Here is a 15475-nt window from a genome sequence, read left to right on the forward strand (position 1 = left end):
TTTTAGGTCCATAAAAAAAGCATCTACTTTATAGTAGATGCTCTGTGTATTTTTGTGTGTCGCTATAGGAGAAGCGAGAAGCTATTTATAAATTAAAACCTAAAGTTACCACAATATTATCAAGCTCATTAAGAACGCCAGCTGGTGTGTCTAGACCACTGTCAAATAATTGCTGACTGTAATCTCTTTCAGAATGGTCATAAGAAATATCTAGAATAGTTTTACCCCATGAGTAACCTAAGCCTAGACTGTAACCTGTAAGATCGTCCATGATAGCTTTATTATCATAAGGAGATTCTTCTATACGGTATCCACCTCTTAATGTCCAGTTATTTATACGGTATTCACCACCTATTCTTACACTCGATGCTCTAGAAAGGTTGCTGTCAATAAAAGCGTTGTTGTTTACGAATAGATCGCTATCGTCTGGGCTAAATTTAAGTTGGCTATAATCTCTAGAAGTGTAATCCAGGCTTAATAGTCCTTTTTTACCAAATATATAAGCGATGCTACCAGTAACGCTTCCTGGTGATCTTAATTCATATGGAGCAAATACGTTTAAGACATTAGGTGATACAGTCGCTATTGCGCCATCATTGCTTATGGTTGTGATTTCTTGAATTTGTGTTTCTTCTATGGTGTACCATGTAGGTGATTCATAAGTAGCACCTATTCTTATGTTGTCAGTAACTTTACCTATCAACCCTAGTTGAAAAGAAAATCCATTACCTTCGGTAGATAAGCGGTTGTCAAATCTCACGTCGGTTATCGTAGCGTCAGTATTAGAATTTCTTTCTTCTATACTTGTAAATCTCTCTGAACTTATAATGTGAGAGTTGAGGTTGATACCTAGATTCCATTTTTTATTCAATTCTAGAGCGCCGTTAAAACTAAATTTGCTGTTGTAACCAGTTGTTTCAACCAGGTAATCTTGATTAAAACTGCCTGTTCCAGTAGCGCTGGTGTAAACAGTGTTAGTTAAATCAGTATTTCCATTAGGGCTGTCTGTGGTAGAATTGATTAAAAAAGATTCATAACCTAAAAAGCCTTGCTGTGCACCGAATCCTAAATCCTGTCCTAAAAAGCGATATAGATCGCTTGTTGTTTCACCTTCGGCAGTTCTAACGGTAAAATTGTCTACGGCTATGCCAGATGCATTATTTAAAAAATATTGTGATATAGAGGTAGGGCTTGTTCCTATTACTCTTAGAGAGTTGTCAAAGTTTCTAGTCGTGTCGTAATTGAGACTCATCGCAAATTTAGTCACCGTTCTGTTCTCAGGCGTTTGAAAAACTAACACGCCACCTGCTTGATTTATATCTATGTCAGATTCATCAGAAAATGTTGTTGTGCCAAAATAATTTGATGTGTTATCACTACCGGTAAAATTTAAAGAAAAACTGGCATAATTATTTGCAAAAACTACAGAACTTGCAGGGTTAGATCCTATGGCACTAAGGTCGCCACCTAATGCTCCAAAAGCACCACTTAAACCTCTATAGCGAGCTGTTCCTTTTAAATCCCGACCTGTATAAAGTAATCCATCACTTACGCTCTGGGCGCTACTAAAAAACGCGCTAGCAAATAGCGCGCTTAAAATTAAAATATTTTTCATGTTTTAAATGTTTGAATATTAACCTCTTCTACCAGAAGATCTACCACTTGATCTAGAACCGCTTGAAGATCTTGAGCTAGAGCTAGATGATCTTGCTCTACTAGAGGAACGGCTAGAAGATCCAGAAGATCTCATCGTTCCCGTATTACTTCTCGTAGAGCTTGAGGATCTCATTGTTCCCGTATTACTTCTCGTAGAGCTTGAGGACCTCATCGTTCCTGTATTACTTCTCGTAGATCTCGTGGTCCTCATTGTTCCTGAATTACTTCTTGTAGAGTTAGAGCTTCTTCTTGTAGTAGTTGATCTAGAATTACTAGCTCTGGTTGAACGATTTCTGCTGTTAGTAGCGCTTCTAGTGGTAGCGGTAGAGCGACCGCTTGTAGTATTGTTTCTGCTATAAGTGGCGCTTCTTCCATTGTAAGTAGAACGACCTCTAGAGTTTAGTAATTGTCCTCTAGATCCTCGATTAGAGTTTTGATAAGCATATCCGCTTACGTTATTACGTCTGTTGTTTCTGTAATATCTATTATATCCATTACCAAAGTATCCTCCATAGTAACCGCCATAATAATTGCCGTAAAAACCATTGTATCCGTAGTTGTTCCATCCATAGCCGAATCCGTTTCCGTAAAAACCTGCGAAACCATAATTATTCCAACCAAATCTATTGAAACCGTAGAAACCACCATTCCAGCCCCAGTTATTGTATCCAAAACCGTTTCCGTAGAAACCATTTCCCCAACCGAATCTGTTATTCCAGCCACTGCTGTAATAATTAACAGTTACCTCTGAAGGGTTAGTACCCCATCCAGGCTCACCACCACCATAACTAGCTGTGTAGTCAGGGTCAGATTCGTTATAACTGCTTGATGAGTAGTTTTCTACATCTGTAAAAACAGCTTCTTCAGAAAAATTATTTCCATGGCTATCTGCACCTTCTTGAAATAAAGATTGATAATAAGAAGAGGAATTATCTTCATATCCTACTGGTTCAGGATTTTCTGTAGTAGTATTGTAATCGTTATCACCATAAATTCCATCATTGTATGAAACACTTTGGTAAGAACCGCAAGAAGTGATTACAGCAGCTAGTAAAATCATTGCTGCTGTGTTGTAAAAAGCAGTATTTCTTAAGTTAAGTTTTTTCATGATATATTTATTTGATAGCGTTTGATAAAAATAAGTAGTTTTGTCAAGCATAAAAAGCAATTAACAAAGTTCTAATAATAGCACAAGTTTTGTGCCAAAATAAATATTATGGGTAAAAACCTTACGACTCGTAGCGAAGACTACTCTAAATGGTATAACGAATTAGTAGTTCAAGCAGATCTAGCAGAAAATAGCGCCGTAAGAGGTTGTATGGTTATTAAGCCGTATGGTTATGCTATTTGGGAGAAAATGCAAGCAGAATTAGATCGCATGTTTAAAGAAACTGGCCATCAAAATGCTTATTTCCCATTACTAGTTCCGAAAAGTCTTTTTGAAGCAGAAGAAAAAAATGCTGAAGGATTTGCAAAAGAATGTGCTGTTGTAACACATTATAGACTGCAAAATGATCCAGATAATCCAGGTAAGTTAAGAGTAGATCCTAATGCAAAGCTAGAAGAAGAGCTGGTAGTAAGACCTACTAGTGAGGCTATTATTTGGAATACCTACAAAGGTTGGATCCAGTCGTATAGAGATTTACCATTGCTTATTAATCAATGGGCAAATGTTATGAGATGGGAGATGAGGACCAGATTGTTTCTCCGTACTGCAGAATTTTTATGGCAAGAAGGACATACAGCTCATGCCACTAAAAAAGAGGCTATTGCCGAGGCAGAACAAATGAATGATATCTATGCTGATTTTGCAGAGAACTTTATGGCTATTCCTGTTATTAAAGGGTTAAAAACAGAAAGTGAACGTTTTGCTGGAGCAGATGAGACGTATTGTATTGAGGCTTTAATGCAGGATGGAAAAGCGTTACAAGCTGGGACGAGTCATTTCTTAGGTCAAAATTTTGCAAAAGCCTTTGACGTAAAGTTCACTTCTAAAGAAGGGAAGCAAGAACATGTGTGGGCAACATCATGGGGTGTGTCTACTAGATTAATGGGCGCGCTTATCATGACGCATAGTGATGATCAAGGATTAGTACTGCCTCCTAACTTGGCACCTAATCAGGTAGTGATTGTTCCTATTTTTAAAAATGAAGAACAATTAGAGGCTATTTCAGAAGTAGTGAACGGTATTGTTAAAGAGTTAAGATCTTTAGGTGTAACCGTTAAATTTGATTCTAGAGATACTTTAAGGCCTGGAGCAAAATTTGCGCAGCATGAATTACAAGGTGTTCCTTTAAGAATAGCTATAGGTTCTAGAGATTTAGAAAACGGTACGGTTGAGCTAGCACGTAGAGATACACTTTCTAAAGAAACTACTTCTATAGACGGAATTGCAACTAAGGTTAAAGATTTATTAGCCGAAATACAGCAATCGCTTCATGATAAGGCATTGAATTATAGAGATACTCATATTACTGAAGTAAATAGTTTTGATGAGTTTAAAGAGGTTCTAGAAACTAAAGGTGGCTTTATTTCTGCACACTGGGATGGAACTATGGAGACCGAGGATAAAATAAAAGATCTTACTAAGGCAACAATTAGATGTATACCTCTAGATGCTGTAGAAGAGCCTGGAGAGTGCGTGTTTACTGGGAAGAAGTCTAATAAAAGAGTGCTTTTTGCAAAGGCGTATTAATTAAAATCAAAAAAAAATTGATTTTTTTTCATTTTTCTATTGCGCAATTAAAAAAAGGGACTATCTTTGCAACCGCTTAAACGAGCAAACGCAATGGCCCGTTCGTCTATCGGCTAGGACGCATGGTTTTCATCCATGTAAGAGGGGTTCGATTCCCCTACGGGCTACAAATTAAATCGATCTATAAAAGGATCAAGTTTTACAAGATATGGCAAATCACAAAAGTGCTTTAAAAAGAATTCGTAGAAATGAAGTAGCGAGACTTAGAAATAAGTATCAGCACAAAACTACGCGTAATGCAATCAAAGCGTTAAAAGAAACAGAAGATAAGACAGCTGCTCAAAAGCTTCTTACAGAAGTAACTTCTATGCTTGATAAGCTAGCTAAGAATAATGTTATACATGCTAACAAAGCAGGTAACCTTAAATCTAAGCTTACAAAGCAAGTGAATGCTATGGCTTAATTGTAAAGCAACCTCATTATTAAAAGCCTTTCAGTTTTCTGAAAGGCTTTTTTTTGTGCTTAATATTCTAGCTTAGCTATATGAAAGTTTCGCTTTCGCGAAAGCAGAACTGATAACCATCTGTATATGTATTTCTATACAGTGATAGATAGTATCAAAACAACGCTCTTTTAGAGTTTAAATAATATGATTTAGCTTTACTTTATATCACAACGTAGGGTGAAAGTTTAAAACTAAAGTTCTGTCGTAGTCTTTCTTCTTCTTCTTCTTCTTCTTCTTCTTTACAACAAGGTTGATACTAGTGCTAAAATATGAATAGGTTATTATTTTCATAGATCTCCTTCTATAAACTCTAAAAAGAATGAGCCAGCAATTAAAAGTAAGCCTTACGCATAGTATCGCTGAATAATAGATGGAGACATAATTAATATCTAATATGTTTTAAACTAAAAAAAAAGCCCTTACGATTTAACGCAAGGACTTTACTGGCTAGATTTAAATAAATCTATTGGAGTCTTATTCCAAAACTTACATACTGCGCGTCTACTGATCCAGATTTAAACACATTATTTAAATTCATACGACCGAAAAGGGTGTAGTTTCCATATCCTACGAAAGCATCAACCCCATAAACCCAAGGATTAGTGTCAAAAGCATTTACGGTAGTTTGTTTAATTTTGCGTCCATTTTGTTCATATTTAAGCTTTATTCTGGAACTCATGTTAAAACCTACAAATCCTCCCATTCCAGCTTTCCATTTCCCTCTTTGATTGTAGCGTATTCTGCCGTCTTCAAATTCTTTTTTTGAAGTACCGCCAAATTCAATGTTTAAAGGAAATACTAATTGATCTTGCCTAAAAATCGCTTTGTTTGTATCAAAGCCTATACCAACCAGTTGAGTTTGATCTGTATTAGGAGAAAATATTCTACCTCCATTTAACTCTGTTTTATGCGATTGATATGTAATACCATAATTAAACCTCCATTTTTGATTTTTACTGATGGCAGTTTGCCATTGATAGCCAAATGAAATGTACGTGTTGTCGTCTGCCCAGCCAAAATCATCAATACTAAGATTATCTCCTGTCATAAAATTGTATCCACTACCTGCAGTAAGACGAGATGTTGTTTTTATCTCTTTTTGATATTTTCTGCGATAATCAATATTTACACTTACGTCTACATTTTCTGGAGATACAAGTGATGTTGTTATTTTTGCGAATTCAATTTCTGCTTCTGTTTTGGTTTTATGAGCCATTATTCTATCGGCAACGTTTTGCGCATGATTTCTTTTAAACTCCGTTGCTTTTTCCTCGGTCATTTTCCCGTTTTTAACTCTTTCGTTTATTCTTTCAATTTGTTCTTTTAGAAATGTTTTTTCATTTGAAGCGTAAATTTCATGTTCTTTCTGCAACCTGTTAATAGTTAAAAGCTTGGATTTTTTCATTTCTTCATACGTTCCATCTCCAAAGTCTGCGTAGCGCACAGCTTTTCCGTTTACAGTATCGATTTTTATTTCATAATCTTTCTTTTTTTGCGCCAGACTTGTAAAGCAAATGGTGAGTAAAACTAATGTTGATAATAGTCGGTTTGTTTTCATAATAGTGTTTTTTAGATATAAGTATGGCTGTCCGTTGTTTATAACAGCAGTTTTTAATTTAAAAAAGGGGTTAATTATTTCTTACTAATAAGTGTAAGAGCTTCGGCCTTTAGATTACCTAGTTGATTAAAGATGGCGTTATTAATCTTGTTCCTGCGGTCTGCTTCAATATCCCATTCGCTTTCTCGTACCAGTTGGTCTATATTATATTCTTTAGTTGCAATTACTGTCTTGGGAGTATTTTGCATCGCTTCATTTAAAAGCAATTCCATTTCTTCTTCGGCAGTAAGTTTCTTAGGTGTTATTTGTGCAATAGGATTAGATAATAAAGGATTGATGCTGTTGTCTTCTATAGAGGAGTTTGTTTTTATCTTCTTTACAGTTGACTCTTCATTTACTATTTGCTTATTTACTATTGTTTTGGAAACGCTAGCAATGTGAGAAGATCTTTTTTGTTTTCTTTTTTCTGATACGACGGTAGGAGTTGTGTTTTTGATTAATTGTTTCTCTACAGAGCTTTCTGTTTTTTCTTCAAAATCTAATTTATTTTCTAAGGCTATATCGCTCTTTTTACCGGTTGATTCTTTAGTAGGAGTTGTGTCTTCTAAAACGATGGTGTTTTCATTATTTTCTAGTGGTATAGAATCACCATTTAAAAACGGATATAAAACCACACCTAAAATAAAAATAGCCGCAATAGCACCCAACCAATATATAAATGGTTTTTTCTTGTTCTTTTCTTCTTGATCTAATCGTGCTGCTAGTTGATCCCATGCGCCAGCGCTAGGTTCTATCTCACGATTATTAAAAGAGTTTTTTATGTTTTTAAGCTTCATAACGTTGCTTTCTTATTTGTTGTACTTCGGCCTGTAACATTATTCTAGCCTTGCGATACTGCGTTTTACTCGTGTTCTCACTTATGTTTAAAGCTTGTGCAATTTCTTTGTGTTTAAAACCATCTACGGCGTACATCATAAAGACGCTCTTGTATCCATGGGGTAAATTATCTACACATTCTTGTATAAGATCTAGTGGCAAGTCAGATTCTTCTTCGTCTTTATCTTCGCAACCTATTTTTTGCTCATCGATCTCATCCTTAAATTTAAAAGGATCTTTTTTTCTCAGGTGATCGATACATTCTCTTACCATAATCCTGCGCACCCAGCCTTCAAAGCTGCCTTCGTGAGAAAAGCTGTCTAATTTTGTAAAGGTTTTAAAGAATCCATTTAACATGATTTCTTCAGCAGTCTCTACTGGCGAGATATACTGACGGCACACACTCAACATCTTAGGTGCGTGCTTATCAAAAAGATGCTTCTGCGATTTTCTATCGCCTTGGGCAGCTTTTTGAATCAGCTTTTTCTCGTTAGTATATAGTTGTATCACTTTCACAATTTACATGCTTTCTACTTATAAAGACGAGAGTGTTTTAAAAAGGTTGTCTGGTAGTTGGAACTTTTTTATATGTTTATTGGAATTCCGCTTTCGCGAAAGCGTAACAAAGCAAAAAAAATCCCTTACAACTATGATTGCAAGGGATTTATTAATGAGATTGTAAAGTGTGATTTTTTATTTATTATCTCCTTTATAACCGAAACGTCTCAACTGTTTCTCGTTGCTACGCCAGTTTTTATTCACTTTTACATACAACTCGATATGAACTTGTTTACCGAAGAATTTTTGTAAATCTTTTCTAGCCTCTGTACCTACACGTTTAATAGCAGTTCCTTTATGGCCGATGATGATTCCCTTTTGAGTCTCGCGTTCTACCATGATGACAGAGCGTATTCTGATGATTTTTTCATCTTCAAAAAACTCTTCTGTATCTATTTCTACAGAATAAGGAATTTCCTTTTTGTAATGAATCAAGATTTTCTCTCTGATGCTCTCGTTAACAAAGAAGCGTTCTGGCTTATCAGTTAAAGCATCTTTAGGGTAAAATGCAGGAGAAGCAGGTAAGGTTTCTACAATGCGAGCAAGTAATTCTGGAACACCAAAGTTTTTTAAAGCACTAATGGCAAAAATCTCTGCGTTAGGTAGTCTTTCTTTCCAGTGTTCTAGAGCTTCAGCAAGTGATTCTGGATCTCCCTGATCTATTTTATTAATAATTACAAAAACAGGAACTTCTGCAAAGGTCAATCGTTTTTCAAATGCCTCATTTTTTAGTTCTTTCTCGCCTAGTTCTACCATATAAAGAATACAGTCTGCATCTTCAAAAGCATTTTTTACAAACTCCATCATACTTTCTTGAAGCTTGTATGCTGGTTTTATAATACCTGGTGTGTCACTAATTACGGCCTGAAAATCTTCTCCGTTTACAATACCTAGAATACGGTGACGTGTAGTCTGTGCTTTTGATGTGATAATAGATAGACGTTCACCTACCAGTGAGTTCATTAACGTACTTTTACCTACGTTAGGGTTACCTACTATGTTTACAAATCCTGCTTTATGTTCCATTTTGCAAAGATAGTCTTTAGGGAATTATTCAAGATTTTAATGCTGGAATTTTTTAGTGTTCTGGGTTTTCTATTAATTCTCTTAAGAATTGATTTTCTGTCTGTAAGGCATCGTTTTGTAGGGTTGTTATTTTTGCAATAGATGCGATAGCAGGATATCCTTTAAAGTGATAGTCTAGGTAAGTGATTTCTTTACCCTCACGATTTTGAACAGTTTCTACAGTGAAATGTTCTTTCATGATTTTTTCTGCTTTTGGATAAAAGAAGAGTTGGTCTTGTGTGGTCGTATTGAAATCTGTTATAGCCTCGATTATTTTTTCACCAGTGGCAGCAGGTGTGCCGTCTTGATTAAATAATAAATTATCTAAGTTATCTCCCATTTTAGAATAATCAGTTGTTTCTCCTATATGATCATGAATGCTCGTAATAATCTCTTTTAATTGATTATCTAGGGTAGAAATTTTGTCGTGAAACTCTAAGGACTGGCTGTAAATTTGAGCATATTTATCTGGTTGTGTCATCGCTTTGTTTTCAATTTGCGACATTAAGGACAGATTAGAGGCTATTAAAGTGTCGTTATCAAGTAGTTGATTTTCTGTTACTGTAGAGAATGATTCTAGAACCTCTTTATTGTTTTTACAAGAGATGAGAGAAATCGATATGATAAGAGTAATTATAATGTTTTTCATATGATAAAGATACAAGTTATTAATAGGTCAGTGAGTGGTATGAAAAATTTATATAAAAACTGTTGAAATAGAGGTTTTTTAGTTTAAAAGTTAAATATCATAGGGATTGTTATAAAAACTATCTTAAAAATGAGATAAAGTAGTTAAACCATGTTAATGAATATGGGTTGGGGTTTTTATAGTATTAGATTTGACCCTATGATATTATTACAACAAACCGAAGAAGCAGTAAAGAATTTACCTGAATTGAAGGACAGTGGAACCTTGATATGGGGTCAACTCACTGGCTGGTATAATTCTTTTGTGCGTTTGCTACCTAATTTAGGAATAGCAATTATAGTTCTCATCATTTCTTATTTTATATCTAAATATGTAGATAAAGGGGTGCGCAAACTTTTAGGCAATAAAGCACAAGAAAGTGTCAAAAGGCTGGCAGGTAAAGCAGTGGCCATTATCGTTGTTTTGGGTGGGATATTTATAGCTATGAGCGTATTGCAATTAAATGATGCGGTACAAGGTATAATAGCTGGTGCTGGTATCTCTGGACTGGTAATAGGTCTAGCGTTACAAGGATCGCTTTCTAATATAATAAGTGGTATCGTGCTTTCTTTCCGTAAACAGGTTAAAGTAGGTGACTGGATAGAAACTACAGATTTTTCTGGTGAGGTGATGGAAATACAGTTAGATAAGTTTATTATTAAACAGGCAGATAATAATCTAGTTCTCATACCTAATAAAACGATTATTGATAACCCCATGAAAAACTGGACGCTTACACCACGTATGAGAATTACTCTCGAGTGTGGAGTAGGTTATGAAAGTGATCTAGAGGCAGTAAAAAAACTGGCAACAGATACTATAGAGGGCATGTTTAAGCAACAAGGTAGTGAAGAGGTAGAGTTTTTCTACAATGAATTCGGTGATAGTAGTATCAACTTTATGCTGCGTTTTTGGGTAGATGCAAAAAAAGCTAAACAAAAACATATAGCTTTAAGTGATGCTGTAATAGGAATTAAGAAAGCATTTGATAAAGATGGTATTAACATACCGTTCCCAATAAGAACGTTAGAGTTTAATAATAATTTACAAATGAAAAATATTACAGATATACAGCAGTAATAATTTTACTAAATTTAAAAGCCCCAAGAGTTGATTCTTTTGGGGCTTTTTGGTTTTAAAGATTTTGTTTAAAGATCTTTTTTAATTTTTAGTATTGCGAGTAGAGTGCATAAGTTCTAATTTCCAGATACTATCTTTCTTTACAGCAACAACACTTTCTAACCAGCTAAGATTTCTCTCTGTAGAATCTTTAGTTATGGTAGCATAGTTGTGATAAGCGAGCCATATTTTGTTGCCATCCTGCTTTGCGCTTATACGCTCAAAATTATTGACACGTTTTGACCCATTATCTCTCATTGCAGCCATTTTACACCAATTTGCAATGGTGTCGTTAGTCCATACTTCTCCATGTTCTAAAAGTAGAAAATCATCTGTATGGTATTTTGAAATAGCATCTGCTTGATGGTCTGACCATATATCGTCAAATATATTCTGTATTAAAACTTCTACCTCATCTACATCTTTTGAACTGGTAGTAGATGTATCGCTAGTTTTAATTTGAACGCAGCTAGTGAAGAAGATGGTAATGATTATAGCTTTAAAGATGTTTTTCATAATTTTTTATTTTGCACTTTAACAAGATCGATGGTTAAATGGCGTTTGAGTTATTTAATTAAAGATCCTTTAATTAAACTTTCTACTACTTCAGGGTTTATTAAAGTAGATATATCACCTAATTGATCAGATTCTTGATGTGCAATTTTCCTTAAAATACGTCGCATAATTTTACCACTACGTGTTTTAGGAAGTCCCTCGGTAAACTGTATGAGATCTAATTTTGCAATTGGTCCTATTCTAGAAGTAATCATATCATTGATCTCTTTATAAAGATTATCTTGATTTCTCTTTTCACCAGTTTCTTTTAAAGTAATGTAACCGTAAAGCGCGTTTCCTTTAACGTCATGTGGGTAACCTACTATAGCACTTTCTGCAACTGCTGGGTGCTCGTTAATGGCATCTTCTATAGGTGCGGTACCTAGATTGTGACCACTAACTATAATAACGTCATCTACACGACCAGTGATTCTATAATAACCTACCGCATCTCTTAAAGCACCATCACCAGTAAAATACATATTATCATAGGCGCTGAAGTACGTTTCTCTATAACGATTGTGATCGCCATAAATAGTACGTGCCATAGATGGCCATGGGAATTTGATACACAATTTACCTTCTACTTGATTTCCTTTAATTTCTTCACGATTGTCATCCATTAATGCTAATTGTACTCCAGGTAGTGGTAGTGTAGCAAATGTCGGGATGGTAGGCGTAGAGTAGGGAATAGGGCTTATCATAATACCGCCAGTCTCCGTCTGGAACCACGTGTCGGCTATAGGGCTTTTCTTCTTTCCTATATTCTCATTATACCAGTGCCATGCCTCTTCATTAATAGGTTCTCCTACGGTACCTAAAACCTTAAGAGAGCTGAGGTCATATTGAGACGTGAATTCTATTTTTTCCTTAGCCAGAGCTCTTATTGCTGTAGGAGCGGTATAGAACTGAGTTACCTTATGCTTTTCTACTATGTTCCAGAATCTCCCGTAATCTGGGTAAGAAGGCACACCTTCAAACATTACAGAAGTAGCACCATTACATAATGGTCCATATACTATATAACTGTGCCCAGTTATCCAGCCTATATCTGCCGTACACCAGTACACATCATTTTCTCTATATTGAAATACATTCTTAAAAGTATAAGCAGTATACACCATATAACCAGCTGTTGTATGTAACATACCTTTAGGTCTACCAGTAGATCCAGAAGTATAGAGAATAAAAAGAGGATCTTCGGCCTCCATAATCTCTACTGGGCAGTCTGCACTAGCACTTTCTAATAAAGGAGCGATCCATTGATCACGTCCTTCTTTCATTTGTACATCATTACCAGTTCTATTAACTACCAATACAGTGTCAACATCGCAATTTTCTAGTGCTTTATCCACTAGCGATTTAAGATCTATCGTTTTTTTACCTCGATAACTACCGTCACTACATATAACTAGTTTACAATCACAATCGTTAATACGCGATGCTATTGCAGTGGCACTAAACCCAGCAAATATTACTGAGTGAACAGCGCCTATTCTTGCGCAAGCGAGTAGAGCGACCGTTAATTCTGGTATCATAGGTAAATAAATACATACTCTATCTCCTTTTTGAACACCTTGAGATTTTAAAACGTTTGCAAATTTACACACACGTTCATGTAGCTTCGTATAGGTAATGTGTTGTGCAGGCTCATTAGGATCATTTGGTTCAAAGAGAATAGCCGTTTTATTACCGCGAGTGGTAAGATGTCTGTCTAGGCAATTCTCTGTAATATTGAGTTGTGCCCCATCATACCATTTTACTATAGGTGTATTAAAATCCCACTCTAGAACTTTATTCCATCGCTTGCGCCATAAAAAATGTTCTTCGGCTACTTCTTCCCAGAAATGTTCTGGATGTCTAACTGATTTTCTATATACCTGCCAGTATTCTTCTAAATGTTTTATGTGATAATTACTCATAGCTTTGAATTTTGGGTCATTAAAAATATGTAAAATAATTCTCGATCTAGTTCATTATAACAGTATATTATTAATCTATGTGAAATTGAATCTATACATAGAATTAGAATTACTTTTGTAAACTCAAAATATACGTAGTGAATAACCTGGTCCGCATCTTATTTTTATTGTCTGTAGTTGGTAGCGTTAATGCTCAAGATTCTTTAAACACTAATAATTCACGAGTTAAAAAAGGTGATTTTTATGTGTATTGGGGCTGGAATCTTTCTGGTTACAGTGATAGTGATATTACTTTTAAAGGAGATGGATATGATTTTACTCTAGATAATGTACAAGCATACGACAGGCAAAGTGATTTTGACCCTGGTAAATATTTAAATCCAGGATCTATTACGATACCTCAATATAACTTTAGGATAGGATATTATGTGAGAGAGAACTATAGTATATCTTTAGGTATAGATCATATGAAATATGTGGTTGCAGAGAATCAGACAGTTAATATTAACGGTTTTATAAACGATACCAATTCCTTATATAATGGCGTCTATAATAATGAGGCTATAGTTTTAGAACCGACTTTCTTAACCTTTGAGCACACAGACGGTTTAAATTATGTGAATGTAGGGTTGAGACGTCACGACGATCTTTTTCAATACAGAAATTTTGAATTGAATACTTTATTCGGTCTAGAAACAGGGGTTTTAGTTCCTAAAACTAATACCAGATTATTAGATAAACAGCGATACGATCAGTTTCATGTTTCTGGATATGGTGTTAATGCAGTAGGTGGTATACAGTTGACCTTTTTGAAATATTTCTTTGTACAGAGTGAATTAAAAGGTGGTTATATTAATTTACCAGATGTTAGAACCACTATGGACGAGGCAGATTCTGCTAGTCAGAGTTTCTGGTTTTATCAGGTGAATATGGTTTTCGGAGCTAGATTTAAGGTTTTTTAAATTTGTTCTTGTTCCGCTTTCGCGAAAGCGGATATCTCAAAAATATATTCTTCTTAAAAAGATCTTATCTATACAAAAAACTGAATAGATCTATATTTTTTCTTAATAAATCATAATTTTTTAACATAACTAAAAAGACTGTTTTTAGTTATAAGTGTTTGTTTATCAAGTCTATTAACAAAACACTTACATTCTTTAACAAAAGCATAGGATATTAAAAAGACTGTGGTGAAAAGTAGTTCCGTTACTTAGCCACAACAAAATAATCAAATACCCTATTATGAAAAAGTCAAACTTAATTCTCGCAGTAACTGCTGCAACTATTCTTGCGAGTTGTGTATCTAAAAAGAAATACACAGAATTAGAAGCAAACTACAACAACACAAGATCTGAATTGCAAAAAACGCAAGTAGAGAAAGAAGATCTAGAAGGTAAAATGGCGCAAATAGAAATGCGTGTAGAACGTTACAACACAAAAATAGCATCTCTTAAAACAGAAAAAGATGGTATGATGGTGAGTACTCCTAATGGAGAACTGGTACTGTCTGAGAATAATAAAAATGCAATGCGCAAGACTCTTAAAGATGTACCTGCTTCAAAACTAGCTGGCGCAACAACTTTAAAAGATTCTTTAAATATTGCTATTGCTCATAACATCTCAAAAAACATAGGTGCACAAGACAGTGAAGATTTAAAAGTATCTATAGAAGAAACTGTAGTGATGATTAATATAGATGACAATCTTCTTTTTAAAGACAGTAGTTATAGAGTAGGTAACGATGCAGATGATATTCTTGCACGTATCGCAAATGTGGTAAAGTCAGAACCGTCTCTAGAAATTCTAGTAGAAGGACATACAGATAGCCGTACCGTAAAAGGCGGTAGTTATATTAAAGATAACTGGGACCTAAGTACTGAAAGAAGTGCTGCTATTGTTAGAAGATTAGAGAAGAAATTTGGTGTAGCACCAGATCAATTAATTGTTGCTGGTAGAGCAAGTTATGACCCTATAGTAGCAAATGATAATAAAGAGAATATGGCAAAAAACCGTAGAACTCAAATCGTTATCATGCCTAATCTTGATAAGTTCTTTGCTATGTTAGGTAATGATGTTGCCGTATTAAGTGAAAACGAAAAATAAGAAGTAATTATTTCTCGATAAGTTAAGTCCCAATCTACATAGTTGATTGGGACTTTTTTTTTATGCAATATATTTTAATAGGACCTTTAAAATAGGAACTAGCCGGAGTTGTTTATTTAAGCTGGAGTTATGCATATTTTATTAATGTAGTGCTTACAGAGTCTTTAAATAGTTA

At 34.9% G+C, this 15475-nt stretch carries 14 protein-coding genes and 1 tRNA gene; 6 read left to right on the forward strand and 9 right to left on the reverse strand.

Annotated elements, in window-relative coordinates:
• Positions 1–85 precede the first annotated feature (85 nt).
• Complete coding sequence (locus ACJJVN_RS03315) at positions 86–1615, reverse strand: OmpP1/FadL family transporter (RefSeq protein WP_405377122.1); 1530 nt, start codon at positions 1613–1615, stop codon at positions 86–88.
• An 18-nt stretch (positions 1616–1633) separates the two neighbouring features.
• Positions 1634–2764 (reverse strand): hypothetical protein, encoded by a 1131-nt coding sequence (locus ACJJVN_RS03320; RefSeq protein ID WP_405377123.1) that lies wholly within the window; start codon positions 2762–2764, stop codon positions 1634–1636.
• Between the two features lie 108 nt (positions 2765–2872).
• Between ACJJVN_RS03320 and proS the strand changes: the two genes are divergently transcribed.
• The 3 genes from proS (at position 2873) to rpsT (ending at position 4814) form a co-directional block, all read left to right on the forward strand.
• The gene (gene proS / locus ACJJVN_RS03325; protein ID WP_405377124.1) at positions 2873–4351 is read left to right on the forward strand and encodes a proline--tRNA ligase; all 1479 of its coding nucleotides are present in this window, start codon (positions 2873–2875) and stop codon (positions 4349–4351) included.
• A 95-nt stretch (positions 4352–4446) separates the two neighbouring features.
• Positions 4447–4518, forward strand: a tRNA-Glu gene (locus ACJJVN_RS03330).
• A 41-nt stretch (positions 4519–4559) separates the two neighbouring features.
• On the forward strand, positions 4560–4814 hold the full coding sequence (gene rpsT, locus ACJJVN_RS03335) for a 30S ribosomal protein S20 (protein ID WP_104516026.1): 255 nt from the start codon (positions 4560–4562) through the stop codon (positions 4812–4814).
• A gap of 505 nt (positions 4815–5319) precedes the next feature.
• Here the strand turns inward: rpsT and ACJJVN_RS03340 are convergent.
• The 5 genes from ACJJVN_RS03340 to ACJJVN_RS03360 form a co-directional block, all read right to left on the reverse strand.
• Positions 5320–6414, reverse strand: coding sequence for a hypothetical protein (locus ACJJVN_RS03340; RefSeq protein WP_405377125.1), 1095 nt, complete (start codon positions 6412–6414; stop codon positions 5320–5322).
• A gap of 74 nt (positions 6415–6488) precedes the next feature.
• On the reverse strand, positions 6489–7250 hold the full coding sequence (locus ACJJVN_RS03345) for a hypothetical protein (RefSeq protein ID WP_405377126.1): 762 nt from the start codon (positions 7248–7250) through the stop codon (positions 6489–6491).
• Positions 7240–7800 (reverse strand): RNA polymerase sigma factor, encoded by a 561-nt coding sequence (locus ACJJVN_RS03350; RefSeq protein ID WP_405377127.1) that lies wholly within the window; start codon positions 7798–7800, stop codon positions 7240–7242. The genes ACJJVN_RS03345 and ACJJVN_RS03350 overlap by 11 nt, the downstream gene beginning before the upstream one ends.
• Positions 7801–7983: 183 nt before the next feature.
• Positions 7984–8874: a GTPase Era gene (gene era / locus ACJJVN_RS03355; RefSeq protein WP_104516030.1), complete on the reverse strand. Its 891-nt coding sequence runs from the start codon at positions 8872–8874 to the stop codon at positions 7984–7986.
• A 52-nt stretch (positions 8875–8926) separates the two neighbouring features.
• Positions 8927–9562, reverse strand: a complete 636-nt coding sequence (locus ACJJVN_RS03360) for a hypothetical protein (RefSeq protein WP_405377128.1) — start codon at positions 9560–9562, stop codon at positions 8927–8929.
• A gap of 156 nt (positions 9563–9718) precedes the next feature.
• Here ACJJVN_RS03360 and ACJJVN_RS03365 point away from each other — a divergent pair, with 156 nt between their 5' ends.
• Positions 9719–10681, forward strand: a complete 963-nt coding sequence (locus ACJJVN_RS03365; RefSeq protein WP_405377129.1) for a mechanosensitive ion channel family protein — start codon at positions 9719–9721, stop codon at positions 10679–10681.
• An 81-nt stretch (positions 10682–10762) separates the two neighbouring features.
• Here the strand turns inward: ACJJVN_RS03365 and ACJJVN_RS03370 are convergent, their stop codons facing one another.
• Positions 10763–11236: a DUF4440 domain-containing protein gene (locus tag ACJJVN_RS03370; RefSeq protein ID WP_405377130.1), complete on the reverse strand. Its 474-nt coding sequence runs from the start codon at positions 11234–11236 to the stop codon at positions 10763–10765.
• A 50-nt stretch (positions 11237–11286) separates the two neighbouring features.
• On the reverse strand, positions 11287–13197 hold the full coding sequence (gene acs / locus ACJJVN_RS03375; RefSeq protein ID WP_405377131.1) for an acetate--CoA ligase: 1911 nt from the start codon (positions 13195–13197) through the stop codon (positions 11287–11289).
• Between the two features lie 137 nt (positions 13198–13334).
• Between acs and ACJJVN_RS03380 the strand changes: the two genes are divergently transcribed.
• Entirely contained in the window at positions 13335–14159 is an 825-nt protein-coding gene (locus tag ACJJVN_RS03380) for a hypothetical protein (RefSeq protein WP_104516033.1), read from the forward strand.
• 280 nt (positions 14160–14439) lie between these two features.
• Positions 14440–15300, forward strand: coding sequence for an OmpA family protein (locus tag ACJJVN_RS03385; RefSeq protein ID WP_104516034.1), 861 nt, complete (start codon positions 14440–14442; stop codon positions 15298–15300).
• Positions 15301–15475 lie beyond the last annotated feature (175 nt).

This window comes from Nonlabens sp. Asnod3-A02 (assembly GCF_045063755.1).
Lineage (GTDB): Bacteria > Bacteroidota > Bacteroidia > Flavobacteriales > Flavobacteriaceae > Nonlabens > Nonlabens xylanidelens.